The organism is Massilia paldalensis (genome assembly GCF_044901715.1).
GTDB classification, from domain to species: domain Bacteria; phylum Pseudomonadota; class Gammaproteobacteria; order Burkholderiales; family Burkholderiaceae_D; genus Telluria; species Telluria paldalensis.
Genome location: NZ_JBJCIU010000001.1, coordinates 1,406,065 through 1,419,710, shown reverse-complemented (window position 1 = coordinate 1,419,710; position 13,646 = coordinate 1,406,065). Strand labels below are relative to the sequence as shown.

The window sequence follows — 13,646 nt, the reverse complement described above, 5'->3', positions numbered from 1 at the left end:
ACCACCTCCATGCAAGCCCAACCATCCCGTCATCTCGATGCCATCGTCGTCGGCAGCGGTCCCGGCGGCGCCGCGACGGCGCGCGAACTGACGCGGCGCGGTGCCCGGGTGTTGCTGCTCGAGCGCGGCGGCGATGCGCCGCTGGCCGGCACGCTGGGCCAGATGGCCGGCATGGCGGCGGTGCCGGGCAAGGGCGCGTTCCTGCACCGCGACGCGTCGCTGCTGGTACGCGCGCTGACGCTGGGCGGCACGTCGACCGTGAATTTCGCCACCGCGGCCCCGCCCCCGGCCGCCATGTTCGCCGCGCACGGAATCGACCTCGAGCCGGCGCTGGCCGCACTGCGCGCCGAACTGCCGATGGCGCCGCTGCCGGACGGGCTGGTGGGTCCGATGGCGCGCCGCATCATGGGCGCGGCGCGCGCACTGGGCCTGCCCTGGCGCAAGCTCGACAAGATGATCCGTCCGCAGTCGTGCCGGGCCGGCTGCTGGCGCTGCGTGTACGGCTGCCCGACGGGCGCCAAGTGGACGGCGCGCGACTTCGTCGACGAGGCCCGCCGCGCCGGCCTCGCCGTGCGCAGCAACGTCCTGGTCGAACGCGTGCTGCTGAAGGACGGCCGCGCCGCCGGCGTGGAGGCAACCGTCGACGGCAAGCCGGCGCGTTTCCTGGCCCCGCTCGTCGTGCTGGCGGCGGGCGGCATCGGCAGTCCGCGCCTGCTGCGCGCCTCCGGGCTGATGGAAGGCCCGGCCCGCTTCTTCAGCGATCCGGTGGTCGCCGTGATGGGCAGCGTCGACGACCTGGGCGAGGATGGCGGCGCCGAGGTCCCGATGGCAGCCGGCGCAGCGTGGCACGCCGACGGGTTCGCGCTGGCCGACCTGACGCTGCCGCGCCCGATGTACCAGGCCTTCGCCGCCCAGGCCGGCCGCGTCGACCGCCTGTTCGCGCACGGCCGCACGCTGTCCATCATGGTCAAGATCCGCGATGCCGTCGGCGGCGCCATCGGTCCCCGCTGGGTCGACAAGACCTTGACCGACAGCGACCGCGCGCGCTTCTGCGACGGCACCGAGATCGCCCGGGCGATCCTCAAGGAAGCGGGCGCCCGCCATCTGTTCTCCAGCCACCACTTCGCCGCCCACCCCGGCGGCAGCGCGCGCATCGGCGACGTCGTCGACGCCGACCTGCGCACGGCCACGCCGGGCCTGTACGTCTGCGACGCGTCCGTCATTCCCGAACCCTGGGGCCTGCCGCCCACGCTGACGCTGCTGTGCCTGGGCCAGCGGCTCGGCACCCACCTGGCGTGCGCCGAGGCAGGCCAGGCCGCCTGACGGGAACGCCCGGCCGGTATCTGCGTCAGCATTACCGCTCGTGGGGCTGGCGCCGTGCCCGCCCACGTGCTACGCTGATGTATTGCCGGCCAGAAACTACCCGGATCGCATGAGGGCACCACCATGCCTCCTCCGGCGCTCCATGCAGCCGGCTTGAGCGGGATTTCGAGGCGACATACATGAAGAACTGGTTGAATCGTTTGCTCGGCGGCGCCCAAGGCGACGGCACCGGCGCGGCTGCGCTGGCCGTGGCGGCGGCTGGCACCGAACACGTGGACACGGGCGCGGAGATCGACGCCGCCTACTACCGCTGGCTGACGGCATCGAACGGCTACCAGGCGCCGGCCGAGATCGAGCGCCGCATCCTGGCCGAAGTAGCGGCCCTGGCGGACGATGCGGGAGCGGCCGCGCACCTGGTGCCGCGCGTGCCGGAAGTGATCCCGCAGCTGCTGGCCAGCCTGGGCGACGACGCGGTGTCGCACGTGGAGATGGCGCGCCAGGCCTCGCAGGACGTGGTGCTCGTGGCGGAACTGATCCGCGAAGCGAACAGCGCCTACTACCGCTCGCTCGATCCGGTCAGCACGGTCGATGCGGCGATCAGGCGCCTGGGCCACGACGGCTTGCGCATGCTGCTGGCGCGCCTCGCGTTCCGTCCGATCATCAAGATGCAGGCCGGCGGCTTCGCCCGCGTGGCCGCGCCCAGTGTATGGAACCAGTCGGAACGCTGCGCGCTGGCCGCCAGCCTCATGGCCCCCGGCGTTACGGCCGGCGCCTTCGAAGCCTATCTCGCCGGCCTGCTGCAGAACGTCGGCCTGGTGGTCGCCTTCCGCGTGGCGGACGGCGTGTGCGAGGATGGCCGCATTCCCGGCGCGCGCGCCTTCGGCGAGGAACTGCAGGCGCTCAGCCGGCGCCTGTCTTCGCAAATCGCGGCCCACTGGGAATTCCCGATCGAGGTGTGCGAGAGCATCGCCCACGCCGGCGATCCGGGCGACCGGCCGCTGGCGCGCGCGCTGGCGCTCGGCGACCGCATCGCCAAGCTGCGCCTGCTCATCGACGGCAACGTGCTGTCGGAACAGGACAACCTCGTCACGGACGGCCTGGACAACTTCCAGCGGCGCTGCCTGACCAAGCTGGGGAACGCGTTGGCCGAAGCTTGACGCGCACCGCCCAATGAAAAAAGCGCCCGCGGGCGCTTTTTTCATTGCCTGGCAGTCGTGCTGCTCACACGGGTCCCGGCAGCGCTTCCAGCGCCTTGCGGCGGCGTGCGCCCGCGACCAGGCCCGCCATGCCGATGCCCAACGCGATCACGGCGATCGCGCGGGGATCGAGGCGCTCGTCCATCTCGGCGCGCAACTCCGCATCGCCATGCGCGACGGCGGCGGGCGACGCGAGCTTCGGCACCGGCTGGCCGGCCGCGTGGCCCGCGTCGGCGGCGAAAGCCGATCCCAGGGAGCCTGCGCCGAGCAGCAGGGCCAGAACAGCGGTGCGAATGGTCGTCATATGGTATCCGTCAGGTTGCCCGCCAGGGTCGGCGGCGTGTCTTGTTTCTGTACGGAACAATAATGCCGCCATTTAGCGGTTTCGTCAAATTCCATTTCTGCATGGAATCGATAGTCCCCCTTTATCGGCGGTTCTGTCGTGTCTTTACGACAATTTCGACACTTTCCCGTCGGCGCCGCGCGGGGAGGCACGCTCAGGCGGCATGTGCATCCGCTTCATGCCGGCCGTCCGGCGCCTTGCATACGGCTTCGATGGGGTGGCCGTCGGGGTCGACCAGGAACGCCGCATAGTACGTGGGACCATCGTCCTCGCACAGGCCCGGCGCCCCGTTGTCCTGTCCGCCGGCCTGCAGTCCTGCCGCGTGGAACAGGTCCACCGCCGCGCGCCGCGGTGCCGCGAATGCCAGGTGGAAGCCGGCGCCGGGCGGGGCCGCCGCGGGGCGCAGCTTCAGGCACAGCAGGTCTTCGCCGTCCTCGATGCCGTAGCCGACGGCATCGTCGTCGTCGAACACGCGGCGATAGCCCAGCGCGCCTAGCACGGCGTCGTAGGAGGCAGTGGCGACGCCGAGGTCGCGCACGCCGAGTGACAGGTGATGGAGCATGGAATGACGGGGCACGGCGCCCCTCGAGATCGAAGGCCGCCACGAAGGCCGCCATGATCGCAGCCTGCGTGGTACGGGCGAATCGCTGGCGCTAGCCGGTCCGTCCGTCGATACGCTCGCAGATCCACTGCCGTGCCCGCGCCAGCGCCAGCTGCGCCATGCGGGTGGGGAACTGGATGAAGCCGTGCGGGGCTTCCGGCAGCAGGTGCATCTCGACCTCCGCCGCCTCGGCCCAGCGGGCGGCCATTTCGCGCGTGTCGTCGCGCAGCGGATCGAGTTCGCCGCCGAACATCAGCGCCGGCGGCATGCCGGCCAGGTCGCCGTACAGCGGGGACAGCGGCGGCGCGCGGCGGCCGGCGTCGTCGACGTCGCGCGTCAGGTGCGCCATGTCGGGCACCATGCCGGGTCCGTCCAGCAGCAGCGTTTCCGGCCCGGCAGCGCGGACGCTTGGCGTGCCGGCCAGGTCGTACACGCCGTAGAACAGCACCGCGCCCTTGACCCGCGCGAACAGCGCCGGCCAGGCCTTCAGGCGCAGCAGCGTGGCCGCGGCCAGGTGCCCGCCGGCCGACTCCCCGACGAGGAACACGGGCAGGTCGCCGCCCTCTTCCAGGCCTCCGTCCAGCGTCCAGCGCGCGGCGGCCAGGCAATCGTCCATGATGTCGCGCATCGCCGCGTCGGTGGCCAGGCGGTAGTCGACCGAGACGACCAGCGCCTGGCACTCCAGCGCCAGCGCGGCGTTGCGGTCGTCGTCCATGCGCGCATTGCCGATCACCCAGCCGCCGCCGTGCACGTCCAGCACGACGGCGCGCGGCGTGGCCGGCGGACGCAGGATGCGGACGGGAACGCGCAAGCCGTCCGCGACGGCCTCCGTCTCGCGCACGGCCAGCCGGCGGCGCGCCAGCTTGCGGTCGGCACCGATCTGCGACAGGCGCAGCAGGCCCTGTCCCAGCCGCAACACGAAGTCGTTGGTCAGGCGGAAGCGCGGCGCATAGGCGAGCTTGCGGTTGAAGGCGCGCGCTTCGGCCAATGTGGCGGCATCGACGGGCAAGCCGGCGGCGGATGGGCGGTGGAGGACGTTCATGTCATTAGTGTAACGAGCCGCAGTCGAGGCCGGCGCACACTGTCGCAACCGCACCCGCGTCGCGTATCATATGCGCCACTTCAACTACCGTAACGGACGAACGACATGGCAGACCAGGACATCACCTACGACGAGGTTGCCGCAGCGGCCGCGGGCCTGCAGGACGGCGGCCAGCCGGTGACGCTCGAGGCGGTGCGTGCCTTCGTGGGCAACGGGTCGCCGAACGCCGTCTACAAGCACCTGGCAGCGTGGCGTGCCAGCAATAGCAAGCCGGCCGAGGTCCCGCCGGCCACGCTGCCGGAATCGCTCGTCGCCGACCTGGCCGCGTGGGCGCGCCAGTTCGCGCACGACGCCGGCGCCGCCGAACGCGAAGCACTCGCCCAGTCCGACGCCGACCGCGACGCCCTGCTGGCCGCCGGCGACGCGCTGGAAGCGGAACGCGAAGCCCTGCGCGCCGAGCTGGCCGACCGCGACGAGGCCATCGAGCGCCTCAACGCCGAGCTGCGCAACGCGCGCCAGGTCGCGATGGATGCGCTGGTCAGCAAGGCCAAGGACCAGCTGGCGATCGACGGCAAGGAGGCGCAACTGACGGCCCTGCGCGCCGAGATCGAGCGCAACGTTGCCGCCCAGGCCGCCGAATCGGACCGCCGCCTGGCCGCCGAGATGGAACTGGTGGGCGCCACGACGGCGCGCACGGCGCTGGAGGCGGAAAACGCCGACCTGCGCGCGCAGCTGCAGGCGGCACGCAAGCGCTGACGCCGTCGCCCCTGCGCAGGCAGGGGCCTCATGTCGCTTGCGCAGCGACTGCGCTTGACGAGCCTGGATCCCTGCCTGCGCAGGGACGACGTTGTCCAGGGCAAGCGGCTGTTCTTCCTGTCCGCGCCGGAACGTGCACCAATAAGGGGCAAGCCACCCCCATTCCCTCTGGCACGGTTCTTGATACATCGCCATGTATCGAACCAAGGACAAGCCATGAGGGACTTCTACAACGAGATGATGGACGGCGCCGGCCCGGTGCGCGACCACTACCGGGAATTCGACAGCTGGCTGCAGCAGCAGCCGCGCGAGCGCATCGAACGCAAGCGCGCGGAGGCGGACCTCACCTTTCGCCGCGTCGGCATCACCTTCGCCGTGTACGGCGACGGCGCCGGCACCGAGCGCCTGATCCCCTTCGACACGATCCCGCGCATCATCCCCGCGCACGAGTGGACGGCGCTGCAGGCCGGCCTGGCCCAGCGCGTCAAGGCGCTGAACATGTTCGTGCACGACATCTACCACGAGCAGAACATCATCAATGCCGGCATCATCCCGGCCCGCCAGATCTACCAGAACGCCCAGTACCGGCCCGAGATGCAGGGCATCGCCGTCGCCTCCGACATCTATGCCCACATCGCCGGCGTCGACATCGTGCGCGCCGGAGCGGGCGAGTTCTACGTCCTGGAAGACAACCTGCGCGTGCCTTCCGGCGTGTCCTACATGCTGGAAGACCGCAAGATGATGATGCGGCTGTTCCCCGAACTGTTCGCGCGCCACCGCGTCGCGCCGGTCGAGCACTATCCCGACATGCTGCTGGAGAACCTGCGCTCGGTCGCGCCGACGGGCGTGCTCGACCCCACGATCGTCGTCATGACGCCGGGGATGTACAACTCCGCCTACTTCGAGCACGCCTTCCTGGCCCAGCAGATGGGCGTCGAGCTGGTCGAGGGCAAGGACCTGTACGTGAACGACAACGCCGTCTGGATGCGCACGATCCGCGGCCCCCAGCGCGTCGACGTCATCTACCGCCGCCTCGACGACGACTTCCTCGATCCGCTCGCGTTCCGCTCCGATTCCTCGCTGGGCGTGCCGGGCCTGCTGTCCGTGTACCGCGCCGGCCGCGTGACGCTGGCCAACGCCATCGGCACCGGCGTGGCCGACGACAAGTCGATCTACCCCTACGTGCCGGACATGATCCGCTTCTACCTGTCGGAGGAACCGCTGCTGAACAACGTGCCGACCTGGCAGTGCCGCAAGCCGGACGAGCTGTCCTACGTGCTGGCCAACCTGGGCCAGCTGGTGGTCAAGGAAGTGCACGGCGCCGGCGGCTACGGCATGCTGATCGGCCCCGCGTCGACGCAGGCGCAGATCGAGGATTTCCGCCGGCGGCTCGTGGCCAGGCCGGACGGCTACATCGCCCAGCCCACGCTGGCCCTGTCGGCCTGCCCGACCTATGTGGACAGCGGCATCGCGCCGCGCCACATCGACCTGCGGCCCTTCGTCCTGTCCGGCAAGACCATCTCGATGGTGCCGGGCGGCCTGACGCGCGTGGCGCTGCAGGAAGGCTCGCTGGTGGTGAACTCGTCGCAGGGCGGCGGCACCAAGGACACCTGGATTCTGGAGGCATGATGCTGAGCCGCACCGCGGACCACTTGTACTGGATGGCGCGCTACACCGAGCGCGCCGAGAACACGGCGCGCATGCTCGACGTGGCGCTGCAGACCTCGATGCTGCCGCAGTCGCAGCACGACACCGAACAGGCCTGGCGCGCCATGCTGAGCATTTCCGAACTGCGCGACGCCTACGACGCCCGCCACGAGGTGCTGGACGCCCGCAGCGTGCTGTCCTTCATGGTGCACGACAGCGGCAACCCGTCCTCGATCGTGTCCTGCCTCACGGCGGCGCGCGAGAACGCCCGCGCCGTGCGCGGCGTGCTCACCACCGAGGTCTGGGAGACCCACAACGCCACCTGGATCGGCCTGCGCGAGCGCGCCGTGCTGGACGGCGACCCGGGCGAGTTCTTCGACTGGGTGAAGTACCGCTGCCACCTGTGGCGCGGCGTCACCTTCGGCACCATGCTCGACGACGAGGCGATGGTCTTCATCCGCCTCGGCACCTTCCTGGAACGGGCCGACAACACGGCGCGCCTGCTCGACGTGAAGTACCACGGCGCCCGCGACAAGGACGGCGCCGGATCCGACGCCAACCGCGAGGTGCTGTCCCAGCGCGAATTCTATTACTGGGCCGCCCTGCTGCGCTCCGTGGCCGGCTTCGAGATCTACCGCAAGGTCTACCGCGACGCCATCACGCCGGCGCGCGTGGCCGAGCTCCTGATGCTGCGCGCCGACATGCCGCGCTCCCTGCTCGCCTGCATGGAGCAGGTGGTGGCCAACCTCAAGACCGTACGCAACGACGTCTCGCGCGAGACGGAGCGCCTGGCCGGCAAGATGCACGCCGAGCTGCAGTTCGCGCGCATCGAGGACATCCTCGAGGCCGGCCTGGACGACACCCTGAGCCGCTTCATGGAAAACGTCTATGAACTGGGCAACGGCATCAGCCGCGACTTCCTCGTTCCCCTCGGAGCCTGACCATGCACCTGTCCATCCGCCACGAGACCCTGTACCGCTACACCCAGCCGCAGGCCTACAGCATCGAACAGCTGCACCTGGTGCCGCGCAGCGAGCCGCAGCAGCAGGTGCTGTCCTGGAAGATCGCCATGCCGGGAAACAGCGCGCCCTATGTCGACGCCTACGGCAACCATTCGCACATGATGACGCTGAACGAACCGCACGACAACGTGCGCATCGTCGTCGAGGGCCTCGTCACCACCACGCCGCTCAGGGACGGCCGTCTGGAAGCCGCCGACAGCCTGTCGCCGCTGATCTTCACGGTGCCGACCCGGCTCACGCAACCCACGCCGCTGCTGGCCGACATCGCCGCCCGCTGCCTGCCCGCGGCGGGCGCGCGGGTCGGCACCGCCGCCGCCATGGACCTGGCCGCGCACATCTTCGGTGCAGTCGAGTACCGCAGCGGTGCGACCGACGTGTTCAGCACGGCGGGCGACGCCATCGTGCTGGGCGCCGGCGTGTGCCAGGACCACGCCCACATCTACCTGGCCTGCTGCCACGCCCGCGGCGTGCCGGCCCGCTACGTGTCCGGCTATATCGATCCCGGGTCGACGGGGCATGCGGCCAGCCACGCCTGGATCGACGTCTGGGTCGAGGACGCCGACCACACGGGCTGGGTCAGCATCGACGTCACCCACAACCGGCTGATGACGGACGCCTACTGCCGGCTTGCCATCGGCAGGGACTACGAATCGGCCGCGCCCGTACGCGGCATGCGCCGCGGCGGCGGCGAGGAAACCATGCGGGTCGAGGCCATGATCGTCCCGGTCCAGTAAAATAGCCGCACTTATTTTCGGTAAATACGCCAATGACTTATTGTGTAGGCATGCGCCTGAACGCGGGGCTGGTCTTCCTGGCCGATTCGCGCACCAATGCGGGGGTCGACCAGGTCGGCACCTTCCGCAAGCTGAGCGTGTTCGAGAACCCGGGCGACCGCATGATGGTGCTGATGACGGCCGGGAACCTGTCGATTTCCCAGGCGATCCGCCAGGTCGTGTCCACCTACATCAGTCCCGAGGGCGCGACGATCTGGAACGCGACCAATATGTACGACGCCGCCCGCATCGTGGGCGACGCCGTGCGCGCCGTCCACAGGCAGGAAGCGGCACAGCTGGCCGAATACGGCGTCGATTTCAACGTCAGCCTGATCTTCGGCGGCCAGATCGCGGGCGAACGCTGCCGCCTGTTCTACGTCTACTCGGCGGGCAACTTCATCGAGTCGCACGACGAGAACCCCTATTTCCAGATCGGCGAGGCGAAGTACGGCAAGCCGATCCTCGACCGCGTCGTCACGCCGCACACGACGCTCGACGATGCCGCCAAATGCGCGCTGATCTCGATGGATTCGACGCTGCGCTCGAACATCTCCGTGGGCCTGCCGCTCGACCTGCTCGTGTACGAGGACGGCGCGCTGGCCGTGACCCGCTTCGTGTCCATCGACGAGCAGAACCAGTATTTCAGCCAGCTGCGCAACAGCTGGGGCCAGCAATTGAAGGCCGTGTTCGAAGGCATCGACGCGCCCGTGTGGAACGCGGCGCCGGGCGCCACCGAGAACGTGCTGTCCTCGGCCAACGGCGGCAACCGTCCCGTGCGCATCGCCCTGCCGCCGGGCATGATCGCGGCCGAGCCGACGGCTCCCGTGCAATCGCTGGCCGAGGGGCCGGCGTCCACGGCCCAGCACTGAGGACGCCGCATATATACGATCCCGCCCCCTTTTTCGCTGGCGTTTATGCGCTTGCCGCTAGCATTCCTGGACGGCCACATCGGCACGTACCCCGCGTGCCCGCCGTTTGCGAAAGGATTGCCATGATCGACCGCCTGAAGTGCCTGGACGAAGCCCGCACCGCCACGCGCAGGACGCAGCGCGCCTGCGCCCTCGCCAGCGCCCTCGCCCTGTGCGTCTATCTTGCCGTGTCGCTCGCCTGGGGGTGAGCCCGCGGCAGCGGAGGCGCGCGCCGCACGCCCGTGCGCTGTGCCACACTGGCCCGACCACATTTGGCGGGAGCTCGACATGAACACGGAACAGCACAGCACCGCGCAGGCGCAGGATGGCCAGCCGGAACAGAAGGACACGGAACCGCAGCAGCAGCAGCAGCAGCACGATGACGTCGACGGCTTGAAGGACAAGAAGCCGGACGAGTTGACGCCGGAAGAGCTGCGGCTGATGGCGGACACGATGCCGGGCGAAGGGCCGGGCGACTAGGCCTGCCGGGCCCGGGCTACTGCCCGGGCGGCGGCTGCCACAGCTCGACCTTGTTGCCTTCCGGGTCGAGCACCCAGCCGAACTTGCCGAATTCGCCCTCCTCGGTCTTGTCGAGCACGTGGCAGCCTTCGGCGCGCAGCAGCTGGAGCAGCGCATCCAGGTCGTCGACGCGATAGTTCACCATGAAGGACGCCAGGCCGGGCGCGAAGTGGTCGCTGCCGGCGGCGCCGATCGACCAGGTCGTGGTGCCGCCGGCCGGCGTACCGGCGCCGTCGGACCAGTCGAACGTGGCGCCGCCCCAGTCCTGCACGTCGATGCCCAGGTGGCGCTTGTACCAGCCGCGCAGCGCGACCGGATCTTTCGCATGGAAGAAGATACCGCCGATACCCGTTACGCGTTTCATCGTTCGCTCCGATCAGAAAAGCTCCGCTGTAGCAGCACGCAGACTTCGTCGACGTCAGGCCGCGGCGATCATCCTCAGCAGCGTGTCGCCGAAGCCGTCGCGGGCGCGCGCATCCGTGCGGGCGCTCGTGTACACGCGCGGCTGCGCGCTCCAGGCGAAACGGGCGCCGATCGCTTCGAGCGCCTTCACCAGCAGCACGTCCTCGTGGCAGGACACGCTCTGGAAGCCGCCGGCGGCGCGGTAGGCATCGGCGCTGACGCCGAGGTTGGCGCCGTGGATGTGGCGGTGGCCGTCGCGGTCGTGGTAGTTGCGTGCGAAGTGCTCGCGCAGGCGCTGGGCATTGTTCCCGTGCGGTGACCAGTCGTCGACGGCGACGGAGCCGCACACGACGTCGACGCCCAGCGCCAGCTGCTCGGCCAGCCATTGCGGGGACACGCGCGTGTCGGCGTCCGTGAACGCGAGCCAGCGCGCCCCGCCCTCCAGCAGGTGCCTCGCGCCGGCCGCGCGCGCGACGCCGACCTGGCGCGCATCGACTTCCAGCGTGTCGAGCCCCACGCCCGCCGCGGCGAATGCGGGCCGGCGGCGGCGGACGACGCTAGCGCTGCCGTCGCGGCAGGCATCGAGCACGACGCACACGCGCACCGGCTCGCCCTGCAGCGCCAGATGGCCGGCCGCGGCCAGGATGGCGTCCAGGCAGTCGCCCAGCGCGGCTTCCTCGTCGTGGGCGGGAATGGCGACGCCGATCATGGATTGCCTCCCTGCTTGCGGAAAACCTCGAGGAGGAAGTCCTCGTCGGCGTGCCGCAGCGTGCGCACGAAGCCGGGCAGGCGGGCCGCCGCCGCGTGCACGAGCTCGGTGGAGGCGGCACGGTCGTCGAAGTCATGCAGGTAGTGGCACAGCACCAGCTCGCCGTCGGCCTGCACGCTGGCGCCGGCCAGCGACAGCAGGGAGACCAGCGCGGCGGGCTCGAAGTAATAGGCCAGCTCGCTGACGACGACGAGGTCGAAGGCCGCTGCGCGCGGCCACTCGGCGGGCAGGCTGCGCCGCTCCATAAGCACCCGGCCCCGCTCCGCGCCGGCCTGCGCCACGCGCCGCCGCGCCGCGGCCACGGCGCTGGCGGAACCGTCGCACGCCAGCAGCTGGTCGCAGCGCTGCGCCAGCGCCGCGCTCATCTCGCCGTTGCCGCAGCCGGGTTCGAAAGCATTGCGGTAGCGCGACTTGCCCAGCGACGCGAGCAGGATGGCGCGCTTGCGCCGCTCGTACCAGGCGTCGCGCACATGCCAGGGATCGTCATCGGCCGCGTAGAGGGCCTCAAAATGCCGTTGCCGGCTCGGTTGGTCGAGGTTCATGCAGATACAGTTCGTAAGGATTGAGCAAGCGTTCCAACGCTTGCGGGAACACGATGGGCGTGGCCCCGGTACTGGAGTCCACCGTCAGCTGGCTATGGAAGCAGGCCATCGCCGCGCGCTTGCGTTCGACCAGCTCCGGCGGCAAGGACAGCTTGCGCGCCCGGTCGAACGGAATGGCGCCGTCGCCCGGCGCGCTCCAGTGCCAGCCCCAGACCGGCACTTCGAGCAGGGTCGCGCCGACGGCGCGCGCCGCCGCGGCGCAGGCGCGCGCCGTGGCCTCGTGGTCCGGGTGGCCGTCGTAGCGCCAGGTGGTGACGACGACGTCGCCCGGCTGCAGCAGTGCCGCCAGGCGCCACGCCACGTCCTCCTCGGCCGCCGTCACGCCGCCGTCGGGAACGTGCAGGCGTACGAGGCGCGGCGCCGCGATGCCCAGGCTGTCCAGCGCCGCCAGCGATTCGCGCGGCCGCGTCGCGCGCAGGCGCTCCACGGGCCACTCGGAGGAACCGGCATGGCTGCCCTCCCCGTCCGTCACGGCGACGACGGCGAAGGGCCGGCCGTGCTGCCCCAGCAAATGCAGCAGGGCCCCGCAGGACAGGATCTCGTCGTCCGGATGGGGCGCCACGACGACGGCCCGCGCACCTCGCGGCACGAGGTCGTCGAGGCCGACGGCCGGAACCCGGGCCAGCGCGGCATCGTCGCGCCAGGCGTGCGCGGGCGTGCCCAGGCCGGCGATGTGGCGCGAACGGTCTACAGCGTCCATGGCGCCTCCCCGGCCGCGGCGACGAGACGCCCGACGGCTTCCTGGTCACGCTCCGCATGGCTCTGGCGGATGAACACGGGCAGGTCCGCGAACAGGCGCGCGAGCCTGCCGTCCTTGCACATGGGGCCAGGCCCCAGCGCGCGGCCCGCCTGCGCCAGCACCAGCGAGGCCGCCGCGTCCACGCTCAGCCGCACCGACAGGGCCAGCTGCATCCCAGCGCGGGACGGCGCCCGGTCGATGGCGGCGGCGGCCTCGCGCATCAGGGCCGCGCTGCCCTGCAGGGCCACGGCCACTTCGCCGAGCTGGGCCAGCCGGTGCGGGTCCGGCTGCGCCGCCACGCGCGCACGCAGCGCCTGCGCCAGCGCCGTGGCCGCGCCGAACCAGCAGGCGGCCACGCCAGCGCCGCCGTGCCAGAACCCGGCGCGGCCGACGTAGAATCCCGGCCCGCCCAGCGGCACGGCACGGGCACGGTCGAACAGGACGTCGACGCTGCGCGAGCCGGCCATGCCGACCGCATCCCACCCGTCCTCCGTCACCCGCACGTCGGCCTGGCGCAGGTCGACGGCGGCCAGCATCGCTTCCCCCGCCTCGTTCCAGCAGCTGACGACGGCGTGACTGACGTCGAGCGCGCCAGAACACCAGGCCTTGCGGCCATCCAGCGTGTAGCGGCCATCCCCTTCCCGGCGCAGCAGCACGCGCGCATCCGGCGGTTCCGCGCACCAGGTGGCCCAGGTCGCGGATTGCTCCGCCTGCGGGGCGCCCGCCTCGGCCAGGATCGCCAGCGCATCGGTATGGCCTTCATACAGCTTGGCGACGCTCAGGTCGTGGGCGCCGATGGCCGCAAGCGCCTGCCAGCGCGCGAGCGTGGCGCCGCTGCCGGGCAGCGGCAGCCGGTCCAGTCCCGCAGCATTGAGGCTGCGCAGGGCCGCGCCCGGATCCATGCCGGCAAGACGGGACAAGTGGTCTTCCAAGGAAGCTGGCGGTAACGGTCGTGCGTCGTGCATGGCAACAGGATGCCGCTGAGAAGTTGCAATATATGCATC

The 13,646-nt window shown here is 70.8% G+C and carries 17 protein-coding genes; 9 read left to right on the top strand and 8 right to left on the bottom strand.

Going from position 1 to position 13,646, the window contains the following annotated elements; genetic code table 11:
- Positions 1-9: 9 nt before the first annotated feature.
- Complete coding sequence (locus tag ACI1V7_RS06275; protein WP_404530884.1) at positions 10-1,323, top strand: FAD-dependent oxidoreductase; 1,314 nt, start codon at positions 10-12, stop codon at positions 1,321-1,323.
- Between the two features lie 179 nt (positions 1,324-1,502).
- On the top strand, positions 1,503-2,480 hold the full coding sequence (locus ACI1V7_RS06270; protein WP_404530883.1) for an HDOD domain-containing protein: 978 nt from the start codon (positions 1,503-1,505) through the stop codon (positions 2,478-2,480).
- A 64-nt stretch (positions 2,481-2,544) separates the two neighbouring features.
- Here ACI1V7_RS06270 and ACI1V7_RS06265 read toward each other — a convergent pair whose 3' ends face one another.
- From ACI1V7_RS06265 to ACI1V7_RS06255, 3 genes are all read right to left on the bottom strand, one after another.
- Entirely contained in the window at positions 2,545-2,823 is a 279-nt protein-coding gene (locus ACI1V7_RS06265; RefSeq protein ID WP_404530882.1) for a hypothetical protein, read from the bottom strand.
- Between the two features lie 193 nt (positions 2,824-3,016).
- Entirely contained in the window at positions 3,017-3,424 is a 408-nt protein-coding gene (locus ACI1V7_RS06260) for a VOC family protein (RefSeq protein WP_404530881.1), read from the bottom strand.
- A gap of 91 nt (positions 3,425-3,515) precedes the next feature.
- Positions 3,516-4,505, bottom strand: a complete 990-nt coding sequence (locus ACI1V7_RS06255) for an alpha/beta hydrolase (protein ID WP_404530880.1) — start codon at positions 4,503-4,505, stop codon at positions 3,516-3,518.
- 105 nt (positions 4,506-4,610) lie between these two features.
- On the opposite strand from ACI1V7_RS06255, the gene ACI1V7_RS06250 reads away from it, so the two are divergent.
- The 7 genes from ACI1V7_RS06250 to ACI1V7_RS06220 all read left to right on the top strand — a co-directional run bounded on the left by ACI1V7_RS06250 (position 4,611) and on the right by ACI1V7_RS06220 (position 10,091).
- Complete coding sequence (locus tag ACI1V7_RS06250; protein ID WP_404530879.1) at positions 4,611-5,261, top strand: DNA-binding protein; 651 nt, start codon at positions 4,611-4,613, stop codon at positions 5,259-5,261.
- A gap of 216 nt (positions 5,262-5,477) precedes the next feature.
- Positions 5,478-6,890: a circularly permuted type 2 ATP-grasp protein gene (locus tag ACI1V7_RS06245; RefSeq protein WP_404530878.1), complete on the top strand. Its 1,413-nt coding sequence runs from the start codon at positions 5,478-5,480 to the stop codon at positions 6,888-6,890.
- Positions 6,890-7,849, top strand: a complete 960-nt coding sequence (locus ACI1V7_RS06240; protein ID WP_404531549.1) for an alpha-E domain-containing protein — start codon at positions 6,890-6,892, stop codon at positions 7,847-7,849. Before ACI1V7_RS06245 ends, ACI1V7_RS06240 begins: the two co-directional genes overlap by 1 nt.
- Positions 7,850-7,851: 2 nt before the next feature.
- Positions 7,852-8,664, top strand: coding sequence for a transglutaminase family protein (locus ACI1V7_RS06235; RefSeq protein ID WP_404530877.1), 813 nt, complete (start codon positions 7,852-7,854; stop codon positions 8,662-8,664).
- Positions 8,665-8,696: 32 nt separating this feature from the next.
- On the top strand, positions 8,697-9,572 hold the full coding sequence (locus tag ACI1V7_RS06230) for a proteasome-type protease (protein WP_404530876.1): 876 nt from the start codon (positions 8,697-8,699) through the stop codon (positions 9,570-9,572).
- A 122-nt stretch (positions 9,573-9,694) separates the two neighbouring features.
- Entirely contained in the window at positions 9,695-9,820 is a 126-nt protein-coding gene (locus tag ACI1V7_RS06225; protein WP_404530875.1) for a hypothetical protein, read from the top strand.
- 79 nt (positions 9,821-9,899) lie between these two features.
- Entirely contained in the window at positions 9,900-10,091 is a 192-nt protein-coding gene (locus ACI1V7_RS06220; RefSeq protein WP_404530874.1) for a hypothetical protein, read from the top strand.
- A 16-nt stretch (positions 10,092-10,107) separates the two neighbouring features.
- On the opposite strand, the gene ACI1V7_RS06215 is transcribed toward ACI1V7_RS06220, so the two are convergent.
- The 5 genes from ACI1V7_RS06215 to ACI1V7_RS06195 are packed head-to-tail and all read right to left on the bottom strand — an operon-like array spanning position 10,108 to position 13,607.
- Positions 10,108-10,494: a VOC family protein gene (locus tag ACI1V7_RS06215; RefSeq protein ID WP_404530873.1), complete on the bottom strand. Its 387-nt coding sequence runs from the start codon at positions 10,492-10,494 to the stop codon at positions 10,108-10,110.
- A 54-nt stretch (positions 10,495-10,548) separates the two neighbouring features.
- Positions 10,549-11,241 carry a glycosyltransferase family 2 protein gene (locus tag ACI1V7_RS06210; RefSeq protein WP_404530872.1) on the bottom strand — a complete coding sequence of 231 codons (693 nt, stop codon included), beginning with the start codon at positions 11,239-11,241 and terminating at the stop codon, positions 10,549-10,551.
- A complete protein-coding gene (locus tag ACI1V7_RS06205; RefSeq protein WP_404530871.1) occupies positions 11,238-11,843 on the bottom strand; it encodes a methyltransferase domain-containing protein in 606 nt (201 codons plus the stop codon). Before ACI1V7_RS06205 ends, ACI1V7_RS06210 begins: the two co-directional genes overlap by 4 nt.
- The gene (locus ACI1V7_RS06200) at positions 11,806-12,603 is read right to left on the bottom strand and encodes a PIG-L deacetylase family protein (protein ID WP_404530870.1); all 798 of its coding nucleotides are present in this window, start codon (positions 12,601-12,603) and stop codon (positions 11,806-11,808) included. Before ACI1V7_RS06200 ends, ACI1V7_RS06205 begins: the two co-directional genes overlap by 38 nt.
- Complete coding sequence (locus ACI1V7_RS06195) at positions 12,591-13,607, bottom strand: acyl-CoA dehydrogenase (RefSeq protein WP_404530869.1); 1,017 nt, start codon at positions 13,605-13,607, stop codon at positions 12,591-12,593. Before ACI1V7_RS06195 ends, ACI1V7_RS06200 begins: the two co-directional genes overlap by 13 nt.
- Positions 13,608-13,646: the final 39 nt, after the last annotated feature.